Genomic DNA, 25796 nt, shown 5'->3' with positions numbered 1-25796 from the left:
CGCCGGGCCGACGGCCTGTACCCACCGGAATTATGCGCCCGGAAGACTTGTAAAGTTCCCGTCTTATTTGGAAAAGTTTGCGGTTTACCCAATTGTCACAAGTGTCTACACTCGTCATCAGCGAACAGTTTAACCCACCCGCGTGGCCGGCGTTATTTCTCTTCAATGTTCGTCACGCCCCGCCACAGATGACGTACAGGAGTGATTACAGTGTCCAGACTTGCAGAGTTTCGTGCTGCCGAAAAAGCGCTCCAGGAACAGATGGCTCAACTGGAGGCGCTGAAAAAGGATACCGGCCTAAAACGTGAAATCGAATTCGAGCAGAAACTAGTCGGCCTGATGAAAAGCTATGACAAAAGTCTGCGCGATATCATCGCCATCCTCGACCCCAAGGCCGTCACCCGGGGCGCAACCAATGCGCCAAAGCAACAACGCCGCCCACGCGTGGTGAAAGTGTATGAAAACCCGCACACCGGCGAGCTGATCGAGACCAAAGGTGGTAACCATCGCGGGCTGAAGGCGTGGAAAGAACAGTACGGGGCCGGCACGGTGGAAAGTTGGCTGCGCTGATGAAACGTCAACGCTTGCTTCACACTTTTTTCACAAGGGCTGGCTCAATATCGAGACAGCTAAAGGACTAGCGACCCCATCACGCGCCCGCACACGCGGGCCTCTAATTCCAGCGCCCTGCACTCGTGCAGGGCGCTTTCATTTGCGCAATCGGTTCACTGCCGTATCATGGCCCTCCTGTCTGTTCCGCTGGCCCCGGTGCCAGCCTCGTCTCTGGAGTACCCATGAGCCTGCACGATCTGCAAAACCTGCCTGGCGTCACCGCACAGCCCGACGCCGCCACTGCCCAATTCGTCTTCAACCACACCATGCTGCGGGTCAAGGACATCGAGAAGTCGCTGGACTTCTACACCCGTGTGCTGGGCTTTCGCCTGGTCGACAAGCGCGACTTCCCGGAAGCGGAATTCAGCCTGTACTTCCTGGCCCTGGTAGACCCGGCGCAGATTCCAGCCGACGACGCCGAGCGCCATCAGTGGATGAAATCGATCCCCGGCGTGCTTGAGCTGACCCACAACCACGGTACAGAGAACGACCCCGCGTTCGCCTATCACAACGGCAACACCGACCCACGTGGTTTCGGCCACATCTGCATTTCGGTGCCGGACGTGCGTGTTGCCTGCGCCCGCTTCGAAGAGCTGAACGTGCCGTTCCAGAAACGCCTGGCAGACGGGCGCATGAACCATCTGGCCTTCGTCAAGGACCCGGACGGTTACTGGGTCGAAGTGATTCAGCCCTCTGAGCTCAAGGGCTGATCCGAAAGTGTGAGCTTCGTCGGCTCGCGCTCGTCAGGCCGGGAACTCCCGGCCCCTCGCTGTGGTATATGGAAGTAACAGCTTCACTAGCCACAGCGAGGTAAGGACGATGCAATCTCTTCACTGTGAATACCGCGACCACACCATCACCGCCAGCGTGATGCCTCACCCCGACTCCCCTCTGCCCTATTCTGCGGGCTGCCTGATCACCGATCCGCAAGGCCATACCAGCAAGCGTTTATCCATGCCGATGAAGTTCTTCTCTGACCTTGAAAACGCTCAGCATGTGTCGCTGGCCCATGGCCGGGCCCTGGTGGACGAGCAGCTGGACAAGGGGCACAAGGCGTTCTGATTTTGCGCACAGACGGCCTTCTCGCCGGGTTGCCCGCGAGGAGGCCGCAGAAGAGGATCTAGACGTCCCGGGCGTACGCCACTGCAGCCTCGACCTGCTCTCGGGCAGGTCGCACGCCGGTATACAGCACGAACTGCTCCAGTGCCTGCAACGCGATCACCTCCAGGCCGGTAATCACCGGCTTGCCAAGCGCCTGCGCCCGCTGGATCAAGGGCGTCTGCGCCGGCATCGCCACCACATCGAAGACCCGCTGCGCCGCAGCAATGGCGTTCTCGCTGAACGCCAGCTCATGGGCCTCCTGCCCGCCCGCCATGCCGATCGGCGTCACGTTCACCAGCATCGGCGGGCACCGGTCACCCAGCTCAGCGACCCAGCGATAGCCACAAACGTCGGCCAACTGGCGCCCCGCCTGCTCGTTGCGGGCGACGATGATGCCCTCCTTGAACCCGGCATCGCGCAGCGCACTGGCCACCGCCTTGGCCATGCCACCACTACCGCGCAGGGCAAAGGCTGTAGACGGGTCGACACGATGCTGTTCGAGCAACTGCCGTACTGCCAGGTAGTCGGTGTTGTAGGCTTTCAGATGACCAGCCGTGTTGACCACGGTGTTGACCGACTCGATGGCTGCCGCTGACGGGTCAACCTCATCGACCAAGGCCATGCAGGCCTCCTTGTACGGCATGGAAACACCACAGCCGCGGATGCCCAGCGCGCGGATACCCGCCACAGCGGCCGGCAAGTCATCGGTGCTCATCGCCTTGTAGTAGTAATCCAGGCCCAACTGCCGGTAAAGGTGGTTATGAAAGCGAACGCCAAAGTGACCTGGCCGGCCGGCCAGGGAAATGCACAGCACGGTGTCCCTGCTGGGAGTTGCCGTCATGACCTGCTCCTTGTTCGTAACTGAAACGTTTGTTCAGCGTAACAGACCCGCCCGTTCATCGTCCCTTACACAACCTTTACCGTTTCCCTGCGCTCAGCTGACAGTGGCAAGAGCCATAGTAGTGAACAGTTGATAAAGCTGATGAGCACTATTGAGCGAGTCGATTTCAAACCGAGCTGGCCACTGCGTAAGGTAGCGGCATGTTTTACAGGAGGTCCACATGGCCACTATCCAGATCATGTCCGTCGTCGGCAGCGCCGTCCCCTCTACTCTGCGTGAGCAGGGCCTGCTGGCATGCTGGTACCTAGTGCGTAACGGTGAAGCGGTGAGCGGACCGTTGGCCACCCGTGCATCAGCCCAGGCCCTTGCTGATCGACTGAAGGACGATTGCCTGCTCGCTTGAAACGAATGTGTTGTGCGTTGCTCTTTGCCCTGTTCTGGCCCGCCTTTTGGCGGGTCTTTTTTTGCCAGCGCGAAACCGACGAACGGAGGCAGAATAACCGTTACAGCATGAAGGTTTTTTCATTTCGACCGGGTGGCTCCACGAGCATTCGACAGCCGCTGAGCCATACTCCAGAATGCGAGCGGTTTTTGGGGGAAACCCTTGCACAGCCAACGACATACCAACTTTTAGTGAGCCTGAACGTGAAAACATCCCTGTCCATCCTCAGCCTGCTGCTGTTGCTCACAGGTACCGCGACCCTACCGTCGACCGCTGCTGCACAACCCCCAGCCCAGATTCAACGCGACCCTTCAAAGCTGCATCTGGCTTCCGGCAGCGCCCTGCTGATCGACCTCAATACCAACAAGGAACTGTATTCGAGCCACGCCGACCGCGTGGTGCCGATTGCCTCGGTGACCAAACTGATGACCGCGATGGTGGTGCTGGACGCCAAGCTGCCCATGGATGAGATGCTCACCATGACCATCGCCAACAACCCGGACATGAAAGGGGTGTACTCGCGCGTGCGCCTGGGCAGCCAACTCAACCGCCGCGAAACCCTGCTCATTACCCTGATGTCGTCGGAAAACCGCGCCGCCACCTCCCTGGCCAACCACTATCCAGGGGGCTATCCGGCTTTCATCAAGGCAATGAACGCCAAAGCCCGCAGCCTGGGCATGGCGCACACCCGCTATGTCGAGCCGACCGGCCTGTCGACGCAGAACGTCTCCAGCGCCCGCGACCTGGCCAAGCTGCTGATGGCGTCGCGCAAATACCCGATGCTCAGCGAGCTGTCGACCACCCGCGAAAAAACCGTGGCCTTCCGCAAACCCAACTACACACTGGGCTTTCGCAATACCGACCACCTGGTCAACAAGAGCAACTGGGACATCAAGCTGACCAAGACCGGCTTCACCAATGAGGCCGGGCATTGCCTGGTGCTGCTGACGCGCATGGACAACCGCCCGGTGGCCATGGTGATCCTCGATGCGTTCGGCAAGTACACCCACTTTGCCGATGCAAGCCGCATGCGCCAGTGGCTGGAGACCGGCACAGCCAAGCCGGCACCGGCAGTGGCGATGCAGTACAAGTCGGACCGGCAGAACAAGAGCCGCCTGGCCGCAGAGTAACGCCTCAAGGGGCTGGCCCGTTCGCGGCGTTATCCGCAGGCGGGCCGGCTCACATAGGCTCAGGCCTGAGTGCTGACGACCGTACCCGCAGTGCTGCCACCCGTCTCCTGCAACGCTTCGAGCAGTTGCGACGTGGCGGTCATGATCTGGCCATTGAGCGTGGTAATGCTCGCCTGCCTGGCACTCACGGCAGCGGTCTTGGCTGTCTCTTCCATTTTCTGCGCCATCAGGTTGGCCAACTGCTTCTGCTCTTCGGCCAACTGCTTTTGCAGCTGCTTGATCATCTCGCGCAATTGCTTGATGTGCGCAGGCTCCGAGCTCTCATCGCTTTGCTGCGCACCTTGCGCACCGCCGCCACCCTGAGCCTTGGGCGTTTCTGCCGACGCGGCCGACGCTCCACTTTTCTGTGCGTCTTCGCTTTTTACCGTTTCAGCACTGCCGGCGGCCTGCGCCGAAACGTTGTTGATGGTGATTGCCGCGATACCTGCCATGTTCCGGTCCCTGCCTTGAAATAGGTCCTTGCGTTGACCTGCCTATCGGCCACGCGGCGCACTTCTTTAGCCCGGCTGCACAAGCTGTGCGCAATGCCCCCAGTAAATTCACCGGTACATGGCTCGTTCCAACCAATGTACTCACGCAGGCGCCGGAGCCCCGGCGGGCGCACACATTCGACCATTATGGGATCGCAGCCATGAGCCAGTCTTCAAACCCGGAAACCATCAAGGATCTGATCGGCGTGGGCTTTGGCCCTTCCAACCTGGCCTTGGCCATCGCCCTGGAGGAACTCGCCCACACCCAAGGCCGCGCCCTCGACGCGCTGTTCATCGACAAGCAGAAGCAATACCGCTGGCATGGTGAAACGCTGGCGACCCAGAGCGAGCTGCAGATATCCTTTCTCAAGGATCTGGTCTCGCTGCGCAACCCCACCAGCCCCTACAGTTTCGTCAACTACTTGCACCAGAAGCAGCGCCTGGCCGATTTCATCAACCTGGGCACCTTCTACCCCTGCCGCCTGGAGTACAACGACTACCTGCGCTGGGCCGCCGAGCATTTCGCCACTCAAGCCGTCTATGGCGAGCAAGTGCTGCGCATCGAGCCGGAAGTTAAGGCTGGCCGTGTCGAGCATTTGCGCCTGGTCTCTCAAGATGCGCAGGGCCGTGAATACACCCGGCGTACCCGTTCGGTCGTGGTCGGCACGGGCGGTACGCCGAAAATCCCGGAAAAATTCGGCGCCTTCAAGGACGACCCGCGCGTCTTCCACCACTCCCAGTACCTGAGCAGCCTGAGCAGGTTGCCATGCGCCGAGGGCAAACCGATGCGCATCGCGGTAATCGGCTCTGGCCAGAGCGCCGCAGAAGCATTCATCGACCTCAATGACAGCTACCCGTCGGTCAAGGTCGACATGATACTGCGCGGTTCAGCGCTCAAGCCTGCGGACGACAGCCCGTTCGTCAACGAAATCTTCTCGCCGGACTACACCGACCTGGTCTACAACGAGCCGGCCGAGCAGCGCGCCAAGCTGCTGGGTGAATACCACAACACCAACTACTCAGTGGTCGACCTCGACCTGATCGAGCGCATCTACGGCATCCTCTACCGCCAGAAGGTTTCGCATCAGGTGCGCCACAACGTGCTGTGCCGTCGCCAGGTGGAAGCGGTTGTCGCCACCCGCGACGGCATCGAACTCACCCTGCGCGACCTGGCCACCGACCAGCATCAGACCCACCGTTACGATGCTGTCATTCTGGCCACCGGCTACGAGCGCCGCTCGCATCGCGACCTGCTGGCACCGCTGGCCGGTTACCTCAAGGATTTCAACGTCGATCGCAACTACCGGGTACTGTCCAGCCCGGACCTCGAAGCGTCGGTTTACTTGCAAGGTTTCTGCGAGGGCAGCCATGGCCTGAGCGACACCCTGCTGTCGGTACTGCCGTCCCGTGCCGCCGAAATCGGCCAGGCGCTGTACCAGGACCTCGCCCGCCGACACGGCAAAGCGCAACCGCCGGTCGCCCTCACCAGCGCCTGACCCTCTGCAGCCTTCAAGCCGACACGGCGCCCCGCGCCCTGTCGGCTTTTGCTTTTCTGAAACATTTGCTTGCATTTAAATAGGCAGGATTTCCATTCTCATTCGTCTTTATAGATGCAGCCCCTGTGGTTGGGCATATGCTCGACCCTCATTTTCAGAAGACCGACCGATGGCCAAATCAACCAAAAAATCCAAGTCCAAGCTGTGGTTCCTGGTCCACAGCTGGCTCGCCCTGCCGATCTGGTTCTTCGTGCTGATCGTCTGCTTCACCGGCATGCTCGCCGTGGTCAGCCAGGAAATCGTCTGGCTGGCCAACGCCGATGTGCGCGCCAACAAGCCCGACGACAGCGCCGAACGCCTGAGTTTCCAGCAAGTGCTCGACGCCCTGCACAAGGCCGAACCGGATATGGTGGTGCGCACACTGAGGCAGCCGGACGGTTCGCACTTTGCGCTCAACGCCGGGGTTACCCTGCCCGACGGCAGCAGCCCGACGCTGTACGTCAACCCCTACACCGGGGCCATCCAGGGCAAGGTCCCGGACTTCAACTTCGAAGCGTTCACCCGTGCCCTGCACGGCTGGTGGCTGGTGCCCTTCACCAACGGTTTCAGTTGGGGCTGGTACCTGGTCTCGCTGCTGGGCCTGCCGATGCTCGCTTCGCTGGTGACTGGCCTGGTGGTGTACAAGAAGTTCTGGAAAGGCTTCTTCAAGCCCATTCGCACCGGCCACGGCTCGCGCATTTTCTGGGGCGACCTGCATCGCCTGGCCGGGGTCTGGTCGATCTGGTTCATCGCGGTCATTGCCATCACCGGCACCTGGTTCCTGATCCAGGCGATCCTGTTCGATAACCACATCACGATCTCCAGCCAACCGATCACACCTGTGATCGCCCGGGAAGATGTACCGCAAACCGCCGATGGCAGCCCTGCCCCGCGCATCGACCTGGACGAAGCGGCGCGCATCGCCGGCCTGGCCATTCCGGGCCTTGAAATCAACGCCATCTCGCTGCCCGCCACGGCCTACAGCCACATCACCCTGAACGGCCCGGGCTGGTACCCGCTGATGTTCCAGAGTGCCAACATCAACCCCTACACGCGTAACGTCGACAGCCAGTTCCTGATCAGCGACCGCTCCGCCCTGGAGTTCGTCACCGAATCCATGCGCCCACTGCACACCGGCGACTTTGGCGGCCTGCCGGTCAAACTGATCTGGTTCTTCTTCGGCCTGGTCCTGACGCTGATGGTGTTCAGCGGCCTGCTGATCTGGACCAAACGTACCGCCCAGGCGACCGCCGCCGCCCTCAAGCGCAGCGAGCGTGCACCCCGTGCCACCGCCAGCGACACCCCCGTGGAGATCCGCCCATGAGCCAGGCCCAGGCCCTGCCCACCCGCCCACTCAAGCAGTGGTGGCTGAAGTGGCGCTTTCACTTGAACATTCTGCTGATTCTCATCCCGCTGGGCTTCATGCCCAAGTATTTCGCCGACGCCAAGCTGTTTCGCGGTGATGCCGGCTTGGGCGTGAACCAGATCAGCGATATCCAGGTTGGCCCTTACAGCCTGGACCTGGCCGAACTGCGCAGCGAAGCGCCACGCGCCGACGGCCCGGCGGGCTACTTCAAGCCCTTCAACGCCGCGCTTTGCAAAGCCTGCATCAACGACGTCAAAGCCGTGTACCTGCGCATCGGCAAACCCCGCAGCCTGCGCGCCGCCGGCACCATCTTCTTCGGCGCGCCCTACCGCATGGGTACCAACCTGCCGATCCCTGCGCGCACCAAGCCCGACGCGCAGATCTGGATCACCCTCGAAGGCTGGGACGGCAGCATGCATCAGGCATCGGTCCCGCTGAGCAAGGCTTCGCCAGCCACCGTGGCCTGGCTCGAAAAACAAGGAGGCAAGAAATGAAGCACATGATGCGCAGGCTCGCCCTGCCCCTGCTGGTGCTGGCCGCAGGCCCGGCCCTGGCCCACAACCCGATGTGCGAGTGCGAAGAGCTCGATGGCGGCCAGGTCAAATGCACCGGTGGCTTCTCGGACGGCAGCGGCGCCCCGGGCGTGACCCTGGACGTGATCGGCTATGACGAGCAGGTACTGGTCGGCGGCAAGCTGGGCGATGACTCGACGCTTACCTTCAAGCGCCCCGACGGCGAGTTCTACGTGCTGTTCGATGCCGGCCCCGGCCACGTGGTGGAAGTCGACTACGCCGACATCACGCAACCATGAGCGGCCCTACCCTGAGCCGCACCCACGTGGTGCGCCCCGCCGGCGCCGGGCACGAAACCCTCTACGTGCTGCTGGTCAGCCTGCTGATCGTCATCGTCGCCGCCTGCGTGGTGCTGATGCGCGGTGAACGCGAAGACGAGCAGCCCATCGCCAGCCACCAGATCGACGCCCGCCGCGACCTGACGCCCGCCGAACAAGGCATCTATACCGACCTTCGCGTCGCATTCGACGAGGTTCAGTTGCTGCGCGAAGAAACCGCCGCCGTACCCAGTGTGGCGTCGTTGGCCGAGGAAGGCTTGCCACCGTTCGTGGTAGACGCCGGCAGCCAGAGCCGTGGCAGCCACCAATGGCAGTGGCTGGAGGCTGGCGCCTATCTGGGTCGCAGCCAGGCCCCGCAGGTCGCCGGCAGCTTTTTGCTGATCGTGCCGCACGAGCACAGCGCCCAGCCTGACGTCTGGCTGCGCCGCGACAGCGCCGCGGTGATGCCGGACGACCTTGGCCAGGCAGCCCTGATCGCCGCTGGCTGGCAGCAAGTGGCTAGCCATTACGACGCCGGGGTCACCCGCGAACACCGTCACTGAATCCAAGGAATTCCCCATGTTGCGCTCCGCCCTCACCCTGCTCCTGGCCCTCGCGTTACCGGCCCTGGCCCTGGCCGACACCGGCAAGCCCTTGCGCATCGGCATTACCCTGCACCCGTACTACAGCTATGTGAGCAATATCGTCGGCGACAAGGCCGAAGTGGTGCCGCTGATTCCCGCAGGCTTCAACCCGCACGCCTACGAGCCACGTGCCGAGGACATCAAGCGTATCGGCAGCCTGGACGTGGTGGTGCTCAACGGCGTCGGCCATGACGATTTCGCCGACCGCATGATCGCTGCCAGTGAAAAGCCCGACATCAAGATCATCGAAGCCAACCAGAACGTGCCGCTGCTGGCGGCCACCGGCATCGCCGCCCGCGGTGCCGGCAAAGTGGTCAACCCGCACACCTTCCTGTCCATCAGCACCACCATTGCCCAGGTCAACAACATTGCCCGTGAACTGGGCAAGCTCGACCCGGACAACGCCAGGTTCTACACCCAGAACGCCCGCGCCTATGCCAAGCGCCTGCGCGGCTTGCGCGCCGAGGCGCTGGCCAAGGTCACCGAGGCACCCGGCGCCAACTTCCGTGTGGCCACCATTCATGCAGCCTACGACTACCTGGTGCGTGATTTCGGCCTGGAGGTCACGGCAGTGGTGGAGCCGGCCCACGGCATCGAACCGAGCCCGGCACAGCTTAAGAAAACCATCGACCAGCTCAAGGCGCTGGACGTCAAGGTGATCTTCTCGGAAATGGACTTCCCGTCGGCCTATGTCGAGACCATCCAGCGTGAGTCCGGTGTGCGCCTGTATCCGCTGACGCATATTTCCTACGGCGAGTACACCAAGGACAAATACGAAGTAGAGATGAAGCGCAACCTCGACACCGTGGTCCGCGCCATTCAGGAGAACCGCGCATGACCGCGGCCGCCAACCTCATGGTGCGCGGCGGGCCCGGCATCGAATTCGCTGGCATAGACCTGACGCTTGGCCGCACGCGCATCCTGGAACAGGTCCAGTTCAGCGTCGCCGCCGGCAGCGTACATGCCATCGTCGGGCCCAACGGCGGCGGTAAAAGCTCGCTGATCAAGACCCTGCTCGGGCAGATGCCACACCAGGGCCAACTGACCCTGCACTGGCCGGGTGAGCAGCAGGTGATCGGTTACGTCCCCCAGGCGCTGGAGTTCGACCGTGGCCTGCCGATGACCGTGGACGACTTCATGGCCGCAATGTGCCAACGCCGCCCAGCCTTTCTCGGCCTTTCGCGCCGCGTGCAACCGGCCATCGACGCAGCGCTGGCGCAGGTCGGCATGCTCGACAAACGCAAGCGGCGCATGGGCGCTTTGTCGGGCGGCGAACGCCAGCGCGTGCTGCTGGCCCAGGGTTTGATCCCCGAGCCGCAGTTGCTGGTGCTCGACGAGCCCATGTCGGCGCTCGATGAAGCCGGCATCCGGGTGTTCGAGCACTTGCTGCAGGGCTGGCGCCAGGCCGGCACCACCGTGCTGTGGATCGAACACGACCTGCAAGCGGTGCTGCGCCTGGCCGACCGGGTCACCGGGCTGAGCCGCCAGGTACTGTTCGACGCCCCACCTGCCCAAGCCCTTACCCCGGAGCGCCTGCTGAGCCTGTTCTCCGTCCACCCGCGCAGCGAGGGCCGCACCTGATGAGCTACGAAGCATTCCGCCAACTGGTCCAGGAATGGGCCGGCGCTGGCTACCTGCCCGAGGCACTGGCCTACGGTTTCGTGATCAACGCACTGCTCGCCGGCCTGATGATCGGCCCGGTACTGGGCGGCCTGGGCACCCTGGTGGTGGTCAAGCGCTTTGCCTTCTTCTCCGAAGCCGTCGGGCATGCCGCCCTGACCGGGGTGGCCATCGGCATCCTGCTCGGCGAACCCTACACCGGGCCGTACGGCAGCCTGTTCGGCTACTGCCTGCTATTCGGCATCCTGCTCAACTTCCTGCGCAACCGCACCGGGCTGTCGCCTGACACGCTGATCGGGGTGTTCCTTTCGGTGTCGCTGGCTTTGGGCGCGAGCCTACTGCTGATGCTGGCCGGCAAGATCAACGTGCACATCCTCGAGAACGTGCTGTTCGGCTCGGTGCTGACAGTCAGCGCCCAGGACCTGGTGGTGCTGGGCATCGTCGCTGCCCTGGTGCTGGCGCTGGCCCTGCCGCTGTACAACCGCATCATCCTGGCCAGCTTCAACCCGCAACTGGCAGCCGTACGCGGGGTGGCAGTGAAGACCCTGGACTACCTGTTCGTGGTGCTGGTGACGCTGGTAACGGTGGCGTCGGTGAAGGTGATCGGGGCAATCCTGGTCGGTGCGCTGCTGGTGATTCCGGCCGCTGCCGCGCGCCTGGTCAGCCAGTCGCTCAAAGGCTTTTTCTTCATCTCGGTTCTGATCGCCACCCTGAGCACGCTGCTGGGCATCCTGATGCCGATCGTCTTTGACCTGCCGGTACCGTCGGGTGCCGCGATCATCCTGGTTGCCGGCATTTGCTTCGCCCTCGCGGCCCTGGCCCGCGCCCTCGTCCCACGCCTGCAAGGAAACCCGGCATGAACCTGAAACAGCTCACCCTGGCGCTGGCCCTCACCGGCCTGCCCTCGTTCGCCCTCGCCACCGAGGTGCTGACCACCCTGCCGGTGACCCACAGCCTGGCTGCGGCCTTGCTCGATGGCACCGCCGTGCAGCTCAAGCGCGCCGCGCCGGCCAACCTGCCGGCCAGCCGCCAGCCTTCGTACTTCACCAGCCGTGGCGGCGCGAGCCTTGCCAAAGCGGCGCAGCAGGCCGATGCGGTGATTGGCCTGCGCTCGATCTGGCGTGACGACCCGCTGTACCCCATGGCCCGGCGCAGCAATATCCGCATCGTCGAAATCGATGCAGCGCGGCCGGTGGACGGTGCCCTGCCGGGCATCGCGGTCAGTGGCGATGACGCCTACAACGCCTACCCCTGGCTGAACCCGACCAACCTTGGGCGCATGGCCGACGTGCTGGCCAACGACCTGGAACGCCTGGCGCCCGCCGACAAGGCGAAGATCCAGGGCAACCTGGCGGGGCTCAAGCGCCAGTTGCTGGAATTGACCGCCAGCAGCCAGACCAAGCTTGCCCAAATCGACAACCTCAGCGTGGTCAGCCTGTCCGAGCGCCTGGGCTACCTGGCCAGCGGCCTGAACCTGGATGTGGTGGAACAGGCACTGCCGGCCGAGGGCAAGTGGGACGACGCCGCGCTCAAGGCACTGGGCGAGAACCTCAAGAACCAGGATGTGGCGCTGGTGCTGGACCATCGGCAGCCGGATGCGGCAGTGGCCGAGGTGATCAAGGCCTCGGGGGCCACGTTGCTCGTGGTGGAAAGTGACCCGCAAGACGCCGTGGCCGGGCTCAAGGCCAGTGTCGATCAGGTGGTCGGGGCGCTGAGCAAAGGGTGATGCAGCCTGTACCTGCCCGATCGCCGGTTTGCCGGCGATCGGGCCAGGGCAGACAGCCCTAGCGTTTCATGCACCGCTGATACCGCTCATCCACCCTCCCCGCAAACCACGCCGTGGTCAGCTTGCGGGTGATTTTCGGGCTTTTCAGTTCGATCCCCGGCAACTTGGCGCGCGGCACCGGCTTGCCTGCGGCTGCGTCAGCCAGGGCGAACACCCCGCTGTACAGCTTGCTGTCCTCGAAGGCCAGGCTGTCACCCAGTTCCAGCTGGCTGCGGATCTGCGGGTTACGCAGCCCCAGCTTCACACCCAGCTTGCGCGCCGCCTGCTCGGTGCTGCCGGGCATGATCGCGCCGGGGGCGATCAGGTCACCATCCAGGGCCAAGGGCACGCCCGTCACCTTGCTCAGGGCCGCCTGAAACGCGGCATTACGGCTGGCGTACCAGCCCGCGTTGAAGTCGGCGAAGCGATAGAGCTGGCGCTCATAGTGCGCGGGGTAACCCAGCAAATGGCCGATACCGAAATACATGCCGCCACGACGGCTGAAGACCTCCTGGCGTATGGTGCCGTCGTAGGTGTAGGGGTAATCCTTGGCATGCTGCTCGGCAAACTCGACGCTAACCTGCATCGGCCCACCGGTGTGCACCGGGTTCAGCCCGCCCAGCAAGGTCCGGCCCAGCGGCAGGCCGGTAATGAATTCGTCGTACAGCGCACTCAGTTGCTTCTCACTGCGCACCGCAAGCAGCCGCTGCTGATACGTCTGGCCATTGCCAGAAGCCGTATTCAGCGCGCCGTCCACCAGCAACCGCGGGATATGCAGGCTCGCCGCGCGGCGGTCGACCTCGGCACGGGCAATGCGCCCAAGGTTGGGGACCTGCGGGTCGGCATTGAAGGTCGATTCCTGCTCGGTCACCGCCAGCACCGCACACAGGTTGCTCTTGCTCGGGGCGATGCGCTGGGCTTCGAACGCCACCTGGATATCCCTGGCCCAGCCCTCGCGGTCCCTGGCCTGGGCTGGCAACAAGCGCACCAGTTGGGCACGCACCTTGGCAGGGTCGGCCTCAGGCTCTTCCTCACGACGCCCGGCGCAGCCCTGCAGCAGCGCCAGGGCCATCAACCCGGCAGCCAGCAGCCGGCCGTTCAGGGCTGCTCCCCGACCAGATAGGTCTTGCTGATGTGGCGAAATTGCGGGTGGCTGGCGTTGCCCATGAGCTCGAACAGCACCATTTCGCGGGTAACTACCTGCGCCCCGGCCTGACGCATCCGCGCAAGCCCTGCAGCCTTGTTGGCCAAGGTACGGCTGTCGCAGGCATCCTCGACCAGGAACACCTGCTTGCCCAGGCCCAGCAGGCCGAGCACGGTCTGCAGCACGCAGACGTGGGTTTCCATGCCGCACACGATTACTTGCTCGCGCGCCAACAGGCTGGCTGGCAGGCACTGGGCCGCAACGCAGGAAAAATGGGTCTTTTCCACGATTTCAGCTGCAGGGGCGGCGGCGAGAAGCTCGGGCAGGGTGTGCCCCAGGCCTTTGGGATATTGCTCGCTGATGACGATCGGCAGTGCGAGATCGGCGCATGCTGCCAGCAGCCAGCGTGCCCGGGCGCGGGTGCCCTCGGCGTCGCTCATCGCGCCAATGAGCTTTTCCTGGATGTCGACGACCAGCAACGTGGCCTGGTTAGGATCGATCAGCATTGTCTGCCTCTTGCCTGGGAAAACGCCTAGCATCCCCAAGGCAAGCGGCAACGTCAATCAGGCGCAAAGCCGATGGGGCTCCAATGCTGCAGCCAGCGCCGTGAGCACACGGTCCTCCTGCTCATGGATGAAGAAGTGGCTGCCCGGAAACATCTGCAAGGTGAATGCACCCTGGGTTTCCTGGCCCCAGGCCCGCAGTTGCTCTTCACTGGCGCGGTCGTCTTGCCCGCCCAGCACATGCAGCGGGCACGCCAAGGCAGGCCTTGGGCGGTAGCTGTAACGGCCACAGAGCAGGAAATCCGCCCGCAGGATCGGCAACGTCAGGCTCATCAGCTCGGCATTGGCCAGCACCTCCTCCGGCGTGCCATTGAGTTCCCGCAGTTCATTGCGCAGCTCGTCATCGGTCTTGGGCTCACGCCAGTTCTTGCCGTCATAGTCCTCACGCCGGGTGGGCGCCGCAGTACCGCAAGCGAACAGCGCCACCGGTAGCGGGCACCCCAGCGCCTGCAGCTCGTGGGCCAGCTCGAAGGCCAGCAGCGCCCCCAGGCTATGGCCAAACAGCGCATACGGCGCAGCAGCGGCCTGGCGCTGTTCGGCTGCCAGTTGCCGGGCCAAGGCCTGCATGTCGGTGTGCAGCGGCTCGCCCATGCGCGCGCCGCGCCCGGGCAACTCGACCGGGCGTACCTGCAGCCAGGCTGGCAGCTTGCGCCGCCAACGGCTGTAGACCATGGCGCTGGCCCCGGAATAAGGCAGGCACAGCAGGTTGAGCGCGGTCACTGTGCGGCAGCGTCCGCCATCTTCTGGCGCAGGCTCAGCGGGCGCATATCGGTCCAGACTTCGTCGATGTAGGCCAGGCAGTCCTTTTTCAGCCCGCTCTTGCCCACAGCGCGCCAGCCGTTGGGGATCGCCTTGTAGTCGGGCCAGATGGAATATTGCTCTTCGTGGTTGACCACTACCTGGAACTGGATATCGTCGCGGTCGAAAACGGAAGTCATTGCCTGTCTCCTTGAGTGATGGATGCCGGTACGCGCTTGGCGTAGGGCGGCTCTCTGGTAGACGTAGGAAACATCCGAAAAATTAGCGTTTGGGCATGACAACTTCTGGGCCTCAAGCATCCCTAAGCAAGTCATGGGTATCCAGCAAGCGATAAGCCACCTGCGGATTGCGCTCCAACCCGCGCCGTATAGCCGCCGGAATCGACTGGCGGGTCTTGCGGCATAACCCAGGCTGGTCATCGAGTTCGATGACTATCCCGCGCATGGTACGCACCTCGTTGTAACCGGGCGCGATATGCAGCCGAATGCCCAGGTTCTCGTACAGCCTGGCCTGCAAGCGCTGCAGGTCTTCAAGGTCCTTGAGGTTTTCCAGCCGCTCGATCAGGCGCTTCTCCTCCTGGCGGGTGAGCAGGAGGATGCGCTGGGCCGCAGGCGGCTGCGCGGCCAGGTGCTCGCGGCCGCAGTCACAGGCGCCAGGTGGGCAAGGTTGGCGTAAGGCAAGTGCTGTGCTCATGGGCCAAGCATAGCGCGTCGCGGCGAAAGAGCGTGCGCCAACCGCTTGCGCAAAATTGAGCGCCGCCCCCAAAACCGCGCCTGCTCAATGCCCCGCTGAAGCCGGCCCCGCCTTGGCAGCAAACGGCGGCTTGGCCAACCACACCAGCAGAATCAGACCGGCAAACACCCAGCCCATCAAGGTGAAGTAATCCACCGTCGACATCATGTAGGCCTGCCCGTTGAGTATCTGCTCCAGCTGCGCATAGCTTTGCGGGTTTGCCCCGCCCAGTTGCTCCAGCGTGTGCCGGGTCGCCGGGTCGAACTGGCTGATGTTCTCGCTCAGGTAGGCATGATGCTGGTCCGCCCGGCGGATCCAGATCCACGTGGTCAACGACGCCGCAAAACTGCCGCCCAACGTGCGCAGGAACGTCGCCAGGCCAGACCCGTCGGCGATCTGATGCGGCGGCAGGTCCGACAGCAGAATGCTCAAGGTCGGCATGAAGAACAGCGCCACACCAATCCCCATGAACAGCTGCACCAGGGCAATGTGCTGGAAGTCCACCTCGTTGGTGAAGCCCGCGCGCATGAAGCAGCTGGCACCGATGGCCAGGAACGCCAACCCCGCCAGCACCCGCAAGTCGAAACGCTGCGCGTACTTGCCCACGAACGGCGACATGATCACCGGCAGCAGGCCGATCGGTGCCACTGCCAGGCCTGCCCAGGTGGCGGTGTAGCCCATCTGCGTCTGCAGCCACTGGGGCAGGATCAGGTTGATGCCGAAAAAGCCTGCGTAGCCCCCCACCAGCACAATGGTACCGATGCGGAAATTACGGTGCGCGAACAGCCGCAGGTTGACCACCGGGTGGCGGTCCGTCAGCTCCCAGATGATGAATATCGCCAGGAACACGACCGAAATCAGGCTGCCGATGATGATGAACGACGACTCGAACCAGTCCAGGTCATTGCCCTTGTCGAGCACCACCTGCAATGCGCCCACACCGACAATCAAGGTCAGCAGGCCGATGTAGTCCATGGGCTGGCGGCTGGTCACCACCGGCCGTGCTCGCATCTGCTGGCGCACCACTGCGGCAGCGAACAGGCCGATCGGCACGTTGATGAAGAAGATCCAAGGCCAGCTGTAACTGTCGGTGATCCACCCGCCCAGGATCGGCCCGGCAATCGGCGCCACCACCGTGACCATCGCCAGCAACGCCAGTGCCATCCCCCGTTTGGCTGGCGGGTAGACGGCAATCAGCAAGGTCTGGGTCATCGGGTAAAGCGGCCCGGCCACCACCCCCTGCAGCACACGAAAGCCCACCAGCTCCGGCATCGACTGCGAGATACCGCACAGAAAAGACGCCAGTACGAACAGCAGCGTGGCCCAGATGAACAGCTTGACCTCACCGAAGCGCCGGCTGAGCCAACCGGTCAACGGCAACGCGATGGCATTGCTCACCGCGAACGAGGTGATCACCCAGGTGCCCTGCTCGGAACTCACCCCCAGGTTGCCGGAAATGGTCGGCAAGGCCACGTTGGCGATGGTGGTGTCGAGCACCTGCATGAACGTCGCCAGCGACAGGCCTATGGTGGTCAGCAGCAGGCTCGGCGGGGTGAACTGCGCCGCAGCGTTGTTGCTCATCGTTGCGCCGTCTTGCCGGGGGCGCTGTTGTCGTGGATCAGCCGAGCGATCAGATGGTCAGCTTCGACCAACTGACGGTCGTACACTTGGGTGGTGTAGCTGGCCTGCTGCGGCGGCTGTTGGGCCAGGGCCGGGCCGCTCTGATCGTGCAAGTCGACCTCGACCACCGTGGACAGGCCAATGCGCAGCGGGTGGGCCTTGAGCTGGTCCGGGCTGAGGTGAATGCGCACCGGTACACGCTGGACGATCTTGATCCAGTTGCCGGTGGCGTTCTGTGCCGGCAGCAAGGCGAACGCGCTGCCGGTGCCGGCGCCCAGGCTGTCGACGGTGCCGCTGTACTTGACGTCGCTGCCGTACAGGTCGGCGCTGATTTCCACGGGTTGGCCGATACGCATGTCGCGCAGCTGGGTTTCCTTGAAGTTGGCGTCGATCCACACCTCGTCCAGCGGGATGACTGCCATGGTCGCGGTGCCCGGCTGCAAACGCTGGCCGAGCTGCACGGTACGTTTGGCGACGTAACCGGTGACTGGCGCCACCAGCGTGGTGCGTGCGTGGTCCAGGTAAGCCTGGCGCAGGTCGGCGGCGGCGGCCATGACCTCGGGGTGCGAAGACACCACCGTGTCGTCCACCAGCGCCGTGCTGGTATTGAGCTGCTGGCGCGCGCTGTTGACGGCGGCCTGGGCCACGGTCAGGTCATCGCGGGCATGGGAGATTTCTTCAGCAGCGATCGCACCGCTGTCAGCCAGCACCTTGCGCCGGTTGTAGTTCTGCCGGGCCTTCTGCAACTCGGCCTGGCGTGTCTGCAACTGGGCCTTGAGGGAATCGACGTTGCTGTACAGGCCACGCACCTGGCGCACCGTACGGGCCAGCTTGGCTTGCGCGGCCTGCAGGGCCACCTCGCTGTCGGCCGGGTCGAACTGCAACAGCACCTGGCCAGCATGCACCAGGTCGCCGTCATCGGCGCCGATGCTGGTGACGGTGCCGGTGACCAGCGGGGTGATCTCCACCACATTGCCGTTGACGTAGGCGTCGTCGGTGCTTTCGTGCCAGCGCCCGATCAGGCTGTACCAGGCCCAGGCGCCAGCGCCGGCAAGCAGCACCACCAGCAACAGGCCAAGCAGCCAGACTTTGCGCTTGCGCGACGGTTCGGGTGCGGCGGAGGGAGTTGAGGTGTCTGCGTTATTGGCCATGACAATACCTTGGAATATGAAACAGGAATCAACGATCGCCGAAGCGGCGGATCGTCAGAGGGTCGCCGGCACCGAGCAGGACCTTGGCCAGCAGGCCTTCAAGGGTCTTGAGCTCATCAGGCTGCAGCACGCCGACCAGTTCGTTCATCGCCGCCGCGCCGATCTGGGGCAAGCGGTCGGCCAGGCGTTGGCCTTCGGCGGTCAGGGCCAGGCGTACCTGGCGACGGTCGTCGGCGCAGCGGTTGCGCAAGATCAGGCCCTTGTGCTCGAGGCGGTCGAGCATGCGGGTCATCGACCCGCTGTCCAGGCCCAGGTAGCGGCACAGCTCGGCCGGCGTATCCACCTGGTACTGGGTGACGATGATCAACACTTTGAACTGCGCGGCGGTGACGCCTTCTGATTCGAGGTGCCAGTCGAGAATGCGGTCCTTGAGGATCGCCGCACGGCCCAGCAGCATGCCGATGGCGCAGGACTGGAAGTTTTGCGGGGTGAAATGGGACATCGGCAGCAGCTCGGGCAATTGTGTAAAAATATTACTGCCTAGGCAGCAAATGTCAAAGCTTTCGTTAGGGGGCTATGGAAATAGCCTTGGGACACACGGCAGGTGGGTGCCGGGAAGGGTTCTCAAACGCTGTAAAATCCTGGCGAAACCGATCAAAACACACATAACTGATAGTCATTCGCCATTACCTTGGTTCTCGGGAGGCCCCTCGCAGGGGTAGAATGCGCAAAACCCGGAGCCGCAATGAACCAAGACCGCCTCAATCCCAGCCCAGACGATGCCATCACCGACGCCGCCGCGCAGTGGTGCATGCGCCTGCACGCCGACGATTGCACCCAGGCCGAGCGTGAAACATTCGCACGCTGGTTGGCAGCGGACCCGCGCCACGCTGATGAATACCAGGCGATGCTGGAAATCTGGCAGACCGCCGACCTGCTGCCGCGCAACGCCACGGTCATCGATTTCAACCCGCCTGTACGCACTATGGCGCGGCAACGCCGCCACTGGCGGCCCATGGCCTCGGCAGCAGCCATCGCCCTGCTGGTGTTGCCGCTGGCGGGCTGGGTTGGCTGGGAGCAGGGCTGGCTACCCAACCACTACCAGCACGTTGAAGCAGGCGACCAGGCGCGGACCGTGCAACTGAGCGACGGCAGCACGGTGGAGCTCAACCTCAACACCGAACTGTCCTACTTCAACTACAAGGACCAGCGCCAGGTCACGCTCAAGCGAGGCGAGGCGTTCTTCAAGGTGCAGCATGACAGCACCCACCCCTTCATCGTCCGTGCCGGCCACGGCCAGACCCGGGTCACTGGCACCCAGTTCAACGTGTGGAAGTATCAGGACCAGGTCAAGGTCACCCTGGTACAGGGTTCGGTGCTGGTCAGCAGCGACGGCAGCACCGGCGGCTACCGCCTTGGCCCAGGCATGCAGGCCAGTTATCGCACCGGCGACTTCGAGCCGCAGTTGGCCCAGAGCGAAGACTATGGCAACAGCCTGGCCTGGCGCAGCGGCAAGCTGGTGCTCGACAACCTCAGCCTCGAACAGGCACTGCCAGTGATCAACCGCTACCTCGATGCGCCCCTGCTGCTGGCCGATGCCAGCACCGGCCGCATCCGCATCAGCGGCATCTACAACACCCGTGAAGTCAAGCGCCTGGTGGACAACCTGCCCAAGGTGCTGCCGGTGTACCTGACCCGCAGCAAGGACGGCAGCACCGTCCTCAACCGCATTTCCCCGCCGCCCGACAAGGGCTGATGCGCTAGAGCGTCATCGCCGCCAGCCAGCCAAACGCCATCAGTGGCAGGTTGTAGTGGATGAACGTCGGTACCACGGTGTCCCAGATATGGTGATGCTGGCCATCGACGTTGAGCCCCGAGGTTGGCCCAAGGGTCGAGTCCGATGCCGGCGAGCCTGCATCGCCCAGGGCACCGGCGGTGCCGACGATGCACACCGTGGCCAGCGGGTCGAAGCCCAGCTGCACGCACAGGGGCACGAAGATCGCCGCCAGAATCGGCACCGTCGAGAACGACGAACCGATGCCCATGGTCACCAGCAACCCCACCAACAGCATCAGCAAGGCACCCACGCCCTTGCTGTGGTCGATCCATTGCGCCGAGGTTTCTACCAGGCCCTTGACCTCGCCAGTGGCTTTGAGCACCTCGGCGAAACCCGAAGCTGCGATCATGATGAACCCGATCATGGCCATCATCTTCATGCCTTCGGTGAACAGGCCGTCGGTGTCTTTCCAGCGCACGATGCCCGACAGCGAGAAGATCAGGAAACCGACCATGGCGCCGATGATCATCGAGTCCAGCCACAGCTGGACGATGAACGCCGCAGCGATCGCCAGCCCCGCCACCAGCAGGGTCAGCGGGTTGTACTGCACGCTGGCCTGCTCGACCTGCTCGATGCGCGCCAGGTCATAGTCACGCTTCTTGCGGTAGCTGAAGAACACCGCCAACAGCAGCCCGGCCAGCATGCCCGCCGCCGGAATGGCCATGGCATGGGTGACGTTGACACCGCTCACGTCCACGCCTGCGCGGGCAACGTTGGCCAGCAGGATCTCGTTGAGGAAGATGTTGCCAAACCCTACCGGCAGGAACATGTACGGCGTGATCAGGCCAAAGGTGATCACGCAGGCGATCAGCCGGCGGTCGATGCGCAGACGGGTCAGCACGTACAGCAGCGGCGGCACCAGCAGCGGGATGAAGGCGATGTGGATGGGCAGGATGTTCTGCGACGACACCGCCACCACCAGCATCAGGCCGATCAGCAGCCACTTGACCTTGCCGCCGCTGGCATGGCCCTGGCGGTCGATCATCGCCAGCGCACGGTCGGCCAGGGCGTGGGCCAGGCCGGACTTGGCAATCGCCACGGCAAAGGCGCCGAGCAAGGCGTAGGACAACGCCACCGTGGCGCCACCGCCCAGTCCGCCGTTGAAGGCCTTGAGCGTGCCCTCGATGCCCAGGCCACCGACCATGCCACCGGCCAGGGCGCCGATGATCAAGGCGATGACCACGTGCACGCGCGACAGGCTGAGTATCAGCATGATGCCTACCGCGGCAATCACTGCATTCATGGTTTGGCTTTCCTCGTAGCTGCAGACAAAAAGCGCGCACTCTGCAGCACTGGCGCACAGATGTCAAAAGCGCCAGGCGGCGGCGTATTACGCGGGCCGGCAAATTTAAATTGAATGTTTGAATAAAGAAAAAACCGAGGCCGCCGATATAGCAGAGGGATTGAGCCCCACCCAAGATCCAAAGCCAAACCCTTACCCTCAAAAAAGGGACGCCCCATGCCTTTGCGACAACTTTCCATCCAGTGGAAGATCACCCTGCTTGCCGGCCTGTGCCTGGCCAGCATCGTCACACTGCTCGTCGGCCTTTCGCTGTACCGCATGGACCACAGCTCGGACCTGGTCAAAGCCAGCAGCGAGAAGATGCTCAGTGAGGCAGCGCAGGCGCGCATCGAGTCGCAAGGCGAGGTCCAGGCCTTGAACATCAGCCGCCAGTTCATGGATGCCTACCAGTACGGCGCCGGGTTCGCCCGCCAGGTGCTGTTCCTGCGTGAACAGGCGGAAAAGCGCTTCCTGGATGCCTACGACCTGCGCGAAGACATGACCCGCCAGGTTCGTGCAGCCCTGCAGGCCAACCCCGACCTGCTGGGCCTGTCACTGGTGTTCGAACCCAATGCCCTGGACGGCAAGGACAGCCTCTTCACCGGCCAAGCCGAGCTTGGCAGCAACGAGACCGGCCGCTTCGCTTTGTACTGGTCGCAGCCGCGCGTGGGCCAGCTGACCGCCATGGCCCTGCCCGAGCACGACATGGCCAACACCGAGATCGGCCCCAGCGGCCAGCCCGCCAACACTTGGTGGGTGTGCCCGCGCAGCAGCGGCAAGGTCTGCGTGGTGGAGCCGTACTTCTACGACATCGACGGCCAGCGCGTGCTGATGACCAGCATCGTGTTCCCGCTGGCGGTCAACGGCAAGGTGATCGCCACCCTGTCCATCGACATCAACCTCAACAGCCTGCAGGCCCTGAGCCAGGAAGCCAGCCGCAGCCTGTACGAGGGCCGCACCACGATAGGCATTCTCAGCCCCGTGGGCCTGCTGGCCGGCTACAGTGCCGATGCCAGCAAGCTGGCCCAGCGTTTCGACCAGGTTGACACCAGCAAAGGCGCCGAACTGGTACGCAAGCTGGCCGAAGGTAAATTGAGCGTCCACCACGACCAGCAACGCCTCAAGGTACTCGCGGCGTTCCAGCCGATCCCTGGCGCCCAGCCATGGGGTGTGCTGCTGGATGTGCCGGAAAACGCCCTGACCGGGCCGGCCGAGGCGCTGAAGCAAGAGCTCGACGCCCTGAACACCAGCGGCACCCTGCTGGAGCTGGGCCTTGGCCTGGGCGCTGCGATTGCCGGCCTGCTGCTGGTGTGGCTGATGGCCCGTGGCGTGACCCGGCCGATCCTCGGGGTGGCGGCCATGCTCAAGGACATCGCCAGTGGTGAAGGCGACCTCACCCGCCGCCTGACCTATGACAAACAGGACGAGCTCGGCGAACTGGCCGGCTGGTTCAACCGCTTCCTGGACAAACTGCAGCCGACCATCGCCGAGGTCAAACGCTCGGTGCAGGCGGCCCGCAGCACCGCAGACCAGTCCTCGGCGATTGCCACGCAAACCAGCGCCGGCATGGAACAGCAATACCGCCAGGTCGACCAGGCGGCCACCGCCTCGCACGAAATGAGCGCCACGGCCCAGGACGTCGCCCGCAGCGCCGCACAGGCTGCACAGGCCGCCCGTGAAGCAGACCAGGCAACCCGCGAAGGCCTGGCGGTGATCGACCGCACCACCCGCAGCATCGACACACTGGCAGCAGACATGAGCCATGCGATGGCCGAGGTCGAAGGGCTGGCCCACAACAGCGAGAAGATCGGCTCGGTGCTGGAGGTGATCCGCTCGATCGCCGAGCAGACCAACCTGCTGGCACTCAATGCCGCCATCGAAGCCGCCCGTGCCGGTGAGGCCGGCCGTGGCTTCGCCGTGGTCGCCGATGAAGTGCGCAACCTGGCCCAGCGCACCCAGGAGTCGGTGGAAGAAACCCGCCAGGTCATCGAAGCCCTGCAGGCCGGCACCCGCGAGGTGGTCGGTGCCATGGACAACAGCCACCGCCAGGCCCAGGGCGGTGTGGAGCAGGTCGGCCAGGCCGTCACCGCGCTGCAGCGCATCGGCCAGGCCGTGACCGTGATCACCGACATGAACCTGCAGATCGCCTCCGCCGCCGAAGAACAGAGCGCAGTGGCCGAAGAGATCAACAGCAATGTCGCGACCATCCGCGATGTCACCGAGTCGTTGTCCGGGCAGGCCAACGAGTCGGCGCGGGTCAGCCAGTCGCTCAACAGCCTGGCCAACCAGCAGCAGGGGTTGATGGACCAGTTCCGCGTCTGACGGGTGCTTCTCATCGCTGGCATGGCTACGCAAACATTCCAGCGATGAGGCCTGCAACAGCTGACATGCAGCGGGGTGCCTGTGGCCGGGTTGCCGGCGACAGGATCGGGCTGCATGAGGTGAGTGAATGTCAGGTCCGATCACCTCCATGATCATCCCCGACATCATGATTGACCCCATCATCAGCACCATGCCCTACGCCGTGGGCCTCACCCACACCATGACTGGCTTCGTGATTCGCTTCATGGTTGGCCCCATCATCCGCCCCGTTGCGGCCACTTTCACCGCGACCTGAGCTAGCATGACCGCCGCCATCACCGCTGTGGCCGCTACCGCCGTGGCCTGCGCCACTGCCACCGCTGCCGCCTCCATGCCCCCCACCGCCGTGACCGCCGCCTCCGTGACCTCCCCCACCGCCGTGGCCGCCACCACCGCCACCACCGCCACCACCACCACCACCACCACCACCACCACCACCACCACCACCACCATCCTTCGCATACGCATTCGAAGTATTGCCGATAGTGTCAGGCACCAATACCGCCGAAGCCGACAACACAGCCCCGATGGCCAAAGCCAACAAGCATTTCCTGAGCATGATGATCCTCCGCTTGGAGTTGCACAGATTGCTTGCGGCAACCTGTGTTTTGCGCCCCCCATGGGGCGACCTGCCAAACCAGCGCGACCATCCATCAGCAGCGGTGAACGTGATCCTTCAGGGCCTGCTGGCCTAATGTTGCAGAATGTTTCTCAAGTAGTGAGCGTAGCCGGCTGCCGGGCTTCTTGCCCGCGATCCATCCAAATGCTAAACGCCAGAATGGGCGTAACACCAAGGCTGCAAGGCCTCGGTAACGGCCGTCTCGCCGGGGACCGAATCGGTGCCTAGGTGGGGGTGCATGGCCGCTACTGTCCATTGCGCTTTACGCTTGACCGAAGAAGTGCCGTGGTTGACGATCGGCTCTTCCCGGAAAAGGACTACAGCATGCTACGGATATTGGGCAGGGATTCTTCCATCAATGTGCGCAAGGTCCTCTGGGCCTGCATCGAGTTCGATATTCCCTTCGAGCGCGAAGACTGGGGCGCAGGCTTCCAGCCCACCGACACGCCCGCCTTCCTGGCCCTGAACCCCAACGCCATGGTCCCAGTGATTCAGGACGGCGACTTCACGCTGTGGGAATCCAACACCATCATCCGCTACCTGGCCACGCGTTATGGCGATGCACTGGTGTACCCCACCGAGGCCACGGCCAGGGCCAGGGTGGATCAATGGATCGACTGGCAGGCCTCGGACCTGAACCGCTCGTGGAGCTATGCGTTCATGTCGCTGGTGCGTCACTCACCCGCGCACCAGGATGCCCAGGCGCTGGCCGCCGGCTGCGCAGACTGGTCGCGCCATATGCGAATCCTCGAGCAGCAGTTGGCTGCGACCGGTGCTTATGTGGCCGGTGACAGCTTTACGCTGGCCGATATCCCCATCGGGCTTTCGGTCAATCGCTGGTTCGAAACGCCCTTCGAGCACCCGCACCTGCCGGCGGTACGGGATTACTACCAACGGTTGAGCGAGCGTGCAGGCTTCCTGGCCCATGGGCGCAACGGGATGGCGTAGGGGTAGCGTCAACCACGAGGGCCAGGCCGGCGTAACGGCTGAAGCTCGACAGGCACCGGCTTCGCCGGTGATCGCCGGCAAGCCGGCACACACACGAGGTACGGCGCCGGCCATAAGGCATGGCATCCAACCCGTTTCACCACCTTGCGGGGCACTGGCTTATCCAATTTCTACAGCTGACGCCACTCCTGTAGGAGCCGGCTTGCCGGCGATCACCGGCAAAGCCGGTGCCATACACCGCAGCGCCTGCATCACCAGCAAGGGCGATGCTGCATTCTGCCGCAGGATATCGGACATACTTGCTTTGCCAGGCCGTGGTATGGCCGCAGACTGCGCAAAGCTGACAACACAGGATGCTGCTGCGC

29 protein-coding genes and 1 pseudogene are annotated in these 25796 nt (G+C 63.7%); 18 read left to right on the top strand and 12 right to left on the bottom strand.

All coding sequences use genetic code 11. The features are described 5' to 3' along the window. The first annotated feature begins 210 nt into the window (after positions 1 to 210). The 3 genes from ACMGF5_RS19100 to ACMGF5_RS19090 all read left to right on the top strand — a co-directional run bounded on the left by ACMGF5_RS19100 (position 211) and on the right by ACMGF5_RS19090 (position 1674). Positions 211 to 570, top strand: coding sequence for a histone-like nucleoid-structuring protein, MvaT/MvaU family (locus ACMGF5_RS19100; RefSeq protein WP_046785606.1), 360 nt, complete (start codon positions 211 to 213; stop codon positions 568 to 570). Positions 571 to 794: 224 nt separating this feature from the next. After that, a complete protein-coding gene (gene gloA, locus ACMGF5_RS19095) occupies positions 795 to 1322 on the top strand; it encodes a lactoylglutathione lyase (RefSeq protein ID WP_046785607.1) in 528 nt (175 codons plus the stop codon). Between the two features lie 109 nt (positions 1323 to 1431). Then, complete coding sequence (locus ACMGF5_RS19090) at positions 1432 to 1674, top strand: hypothetical protein (protein WP_039601125.1); 243 nt, start codon at positions 1432 to 1434, stop codon at positions 1672 to 1674. Between the two features lie 58 nt (positions 1675 to 1732). On the opposite strand, the gene ACMGF5_RS19085 is transcribed toward ACMGF5_RS19090, so the two are convergent. Beyond that, positions 1733 to 2554 carry a shikimate 5-dehydrogenase gene (locus ACMGF5_RS19085; RefSeq protein ID WP_046785608.1) on the bottom strand — a complete coding sequence of 274 codons (822 nt, stop codon included), beginning with the start codon at positions 2552 to 2554 and terminating at the stop codon, positions 1733 to 1735. Positions 2555 to 2774: 220 nt separating this feature from the next. Between ACMGF5_RS19085 and ACMGF5_RS19080 the strand changes: the two genes are divergently transcribed. Both ACMGF5_RS19080 and pbpG read left to right on the top strand, forming a co-directional pair. Beyond that, on the top strand, positions 2775 to 2957 hold the full coding sequence (locus tag ACMGF5_RS19080; protein ID WP_012313987.1) for a hypothetical protein: 183 nt from the start codon (positions 2775 to 2777) through the stop codon (positions 2955 to 2957). A gap of 242 nt (positions 2958 to 3199) precedes the next feature. Next, entirely contained in the window at positions 3200 to 4126 is a 927-nt protein-coding gene (pbpG, locus tag ACMGF5_RS19075; RefSeq protein WP_042111355.1) for a D-alanyl-D-alanine endopeptidase, read from the top strand. Positions 4127 to 4185: 59 nt separating this feature from the next. On the opposite strand, the gene ACMGF5_RS19070 is transcribed toward pbpG, so the two are convergent. Beyond that, on the bottom strand, positions 4186 to 4617 hold the full coding sequence (locus tag ACMGF5_RS19070) for a hypothetical protein (RefSeq protein WP_046785610.1): 432 nt from the start codon (positions 4615 to 4617) through the stop codon (positions 4186 to 4188). 200 nt (positions 4618 to 4817) lie between these two features. Between ACMGF5_RS19070 and ACMGF5_RS19065 the strand changes: the two genes are divergently transcribed. The 9 genes from ACMGF5_RS19065 (at position 4818) to ACMGF5_RS19025 (ending at position 12376) form a co-directional block, all read left to right on the top strand. Continuing rightward, complete coding sequence (locus tag ACMGF5_RS19065) at positions 4818 to 6152, top strand: lysine N(6)-hydroxylase/L-ornithine N(5)-oxygenase family protein (protein ID WP_174141402.1); 1335 nt, start codon at positions 4818 to 4820, stop codon at positions 6150 to 6152. A 169-nt stretch (positions 6153 to 6321) separates the two neighbouring features. Beyond that, positions 6322 to 7515, top strand: coding sequence for a PepSY-associated TM helix domain-containing protein (locus ACMGF5_RS19060; RefSeq protein WP_119688747.1), 1194 nt, complete (start codon positions 6322 to 6324; stop codon positions 7513 to 7515). Then, positions 7512 to 8051, top strand: a complete 540-nt coding sequence (locus ACMGF5_RS19055; protein WP_046785613.1) for a hypothetical protein — start codon at positions 7512 to 7514, stop codon at positions 8049 to 8051. Before ACMGF5_RS19060 ends, ACMGF5_RS19055 begins: the two co-directional genes overlap by 4 nt. Continuing rightward, positions 8048 to 8368 carry a hypothetical protein gene (locus ACMGF5_RS19050; protein WP_039601114.1) on the top strand — a complete coding sequence of 107 codons (321 nt, stop codon included), beginning with the start codon at positions 8048 to 8050 and terminating at the stop codon, positions 8366 to 8368. Before ACMGF5_RS19055 ends, ACMGF5_RS19050 begins: the two co-directional genes overlap by 4 nt. Positions 8369 to 8379: 11 nt before the next feature. Then, complete coding sequence (locus tag ACMGF5_RS19045) at positions 8380 to 8949, top strand: DUF6162 family protein (RefSeq protein WP_414157868.1); 570 nt, start codon at positions 8380 to 8382, stop codon at positions 8947 to 8949. 16 nt (positions 8950 to 8965) lie between these two features. Continuing rightward, a complete protein-coding gene (locus ACMGF5_RS19040; RefSeq protein WP_046785614.1) occupies positions 8966 to 9868 on the top strand; it encodes a metal ABC transporter substrate-binding protein in 903 nt (300 codons plus the stop codon). Beyond that, positions 9865 to 10611 carry a metal ABC transporter ATP-binding protein gene (locus ACMGF5_RS19035; RefSeq protein ID WP_046785615.1) on the top strand — a complete coding sequence of 249 codons (747 nt, stop codon included), beginning with the start codon at positions 9865 to 9867 and terminating at the stop codon, positions 10609 to 10611. Before ACMGF5_RS19040 ends, ACMGF5_RS19035 begins: the two co-directional genes overlap by 4 nt. Further along, on the top strand, positions 10611 to 11510 hold the full coding sequence (locus ACMGF5_RS19030; RefSeq protein ID WP_046785616.1) for a metal ABC transporter permease: 900 nt from the start codon (positions 10611 to 10613) through the stop codon (positions 11508 to 11510). The genes ACMGF5_RS19035 and ACMGF5_RS19030 overlap by 1 nt, the downstream gene beginning before the upstream one ends. Next, positions 11507 to 12376, top strand: a complete 870-nt coding sequence (locus tag ACMGF5_RS19025) for a metal ABC transporter substrate-binding protein (RefSeq protein ID WP_281868710.1) — start codon at positions 11507 to 11509, stop codon at positions 12374 to 12376. The genes ACMGF5_RS19030 and ACMGF5_RS19025 overlap by 4 nt, the downstream gene beginning before the upstream one ends. A gap of 58 nt (positions 12377 to 12434) precedes the next feature. On the opposite strand, the gene ACMGF5_RS19020 is transcribed toward ACMGF5_RS19025, so the two are convergent. The 8 genes from ACMGF5_RS19020 to ACMGF5_RS18985 form a co-directional block, all read right to left on the bottom strand. Continuing rightward, positions 12435 to 13487, bottom strand: coding sequence for a DUF1615 domain-containing protein (locus ACMGF5_RS19020; RefSeq protein ID WP_115275181.1), 1053 nt, complete (start codon positions 13485 to 13487; stop codon positions 12435 to 12437). A 26-nt stretch (positions 13488 to 13513) separates the two neighbouring features. Further along, positions 13514 to 14065, bottom strand: a complete 552-nt coding sequence (locus tag ACMGF5_RS19015) for a hydrolase (RefSeq protein ID WP_174141400.1) — start codon at positions 14063 to 14065, stop codon at positions 13514 to 13516. A 57-nt stretch (positions 14066 to 14122) separates the two neighbouring features. Further along, positions 14123 to 14842, bottom strand: a complete 720-nt coding sequence (locus ACMGF5_RS19010) for a thioesterase II family protein (RefSeq protein WP_046785620.1) — start codon at positions 14840 to 14842, stop codon at positions 14123 to 14125. Beyond that, a complete protein-coding gene (locus ACMGF5_RS19005) occupies positions 14839 to 15060 on the bottom strand; it encodes an MbtH family protein (RefSeq protein WP_012313972.1) in 222 nt (73 codons plus the stop codon). Before ACMGF5_RS19005 ends, ACMGF5_RS19010 begins: the two co-directional genes overlap by 4 nt. Positions 15061 to 15172: 112 nt before the next feature. Further along, positions 15173 to 15574 carry a hypothetical protein gene (locus tag ACMGF5_RS19000; RefSeq protein WP_046785622.1) on the bottom strand — a complete coding sequence of 134 codons (402 nt, stop codon included), beginning with the start codon at positions 15572 to 15574 and terminating at the stop codon, positions 15173 to 15175. Between the two features lie 84 nt (positions 15575 to 15658). Continuing rightward, complete coding sequence (locus ACMGF5_RS18995; protein WP_046785623.1) at positions 15659 to 17194, bottom strand: DHA2 family efflux MFS transporter permease subunit; 1536 nt, start codon at positions 17192 to 17194, stop codon at positions 15659 to 15661. Then, entirely contained in the window at positions 17191 to 18384 is a 1194-nt protein-coding gene (locus tag ACMGF5_RS18990) for an HlyD family efflux transporter periplasmic adaptor subunit (protein WP_414157081.1), read from the bottom strand. The genes ACMGF5_RS18995 and ACMGF5_RS18990 overlap by 4 nt, the downstream gene beginning before the upstream one ends. A 28-nt stretch (positions 18385 to 18412) precedes the next feature. Continuing rightward, positions 18413 to 18886 (bottom strand): MarR family winged helix-turn-helix transcriptional regulator, encoded by a 474-nt coding sequence (locus ACMGF5_RS18985; RefSeq protein WP_046785625.1) that lies wholly within the window; start codon positions 18884 to 18886, stop codon positions 18413 to 18415. A 243-nt stretch (positions 18887 to 19129) separates the two neighbouring features. Between ACMGF5_RS18985 and ACMGF5_RS18980 the strand changes: the two genes are divergently transcribed. After that, a complete protein-coding gene (locus tag ACMGF5_RS18980; RefSeq protein ID WP_115275185.1) occupies positions 19130 to 20140 on the top strand; it encodes a FecR family protein in 1011 nt (336 codons plus the stop codon). 4 nt (positions 20141 to 20144) lie between these two features. On the opposite strand, the gene ACMGF5_RS18975 is transcribed toward ACMGF5_RS18980, so the two are convergent. Next, positions 20145 to 21464, bottom strand: coding sequence for a Na+/H+ antiporter family protein (locus tag ACMGF5_RS18975; RefSeq protein ID WP_115275186.1), 1320 nt, complete (start codon positions 21462 to 21464; stop codon positions 20145 to 20147). 216 nt (positions 21465 to 21680) lie between these two features. Here ACMGF5_RS18975 and ACMGF5_RS18970 point away from each other — a divergent pair. Both ACMGF5_RS18970 and ACMGF5_RS18965 read left to right on the top strand, forming a co-directional pair. After that, positions 21681 to 22967: pseudogene (locus ACMGF5_RS18970) on the top strand (HAMP domain-containing protein); the annotation flags it as partial. Positions 22968 to 23069: 102 nt separating this feature from the next. Further along, on the top strand, positions 23070 to 23825 hold the full coding sequence (locus ACMGF5_RS18965; protein ID WP_371316831.1) for a methyl-accepting chemotaxis protein: 756 nt from the start codon (positions 23070 to 23072) through the stop codon (positions 23823 to 23825). Positions 23826 to 24020: 195 nt separating this feature from the next. Here the strand turns inward: ACMGF5_RS18965 and ACMGF5_RS18960 are convergent, their stop codons facing one another. Next, positions 24021 to 24326: a hypothetical protein gene (locus tag ACMGF5_RS18960; RefSeq protein ID WP_414157080.1), complete on the bottom strand. Its 306-nt coding sequence runs from the start codon at positions 24324 to 24326 to the stop codon at positions 24021 to 24023. A gap of 481 nt (positions 24327 to 24807) precedes the next feature. Here ACMGF5_RS18960 and ACMGF5_RS18955 point away from each other — a divergent pair, with 481 nt between their 5' ends. Then, entirely contained in the window at positions 24808 to 25431 is a 624-nt protein-coding gene (locus ACMGF5_RS18955) for a glutathione S-transferase family protein (protein WP_125924836.1), read from the top strand. Positions 25432 to 25796 lie beyond the last annotated feature (365 nt).

This window comes from Pseudomonas sp. BNK-15, assembly GCF_047456105.1.
GTDB classification, from domain to species: domain Bacteria; phylum Pseudomonadota; class Gammaproteobacteria; order Pseudomonadales; family Pseudomonadaceae; genus Aquipseudomonas; species Aquipseudomonas putida_E.
This window is presented reverse-complemented; position numbering and strand designations above follow the sequence as displayed.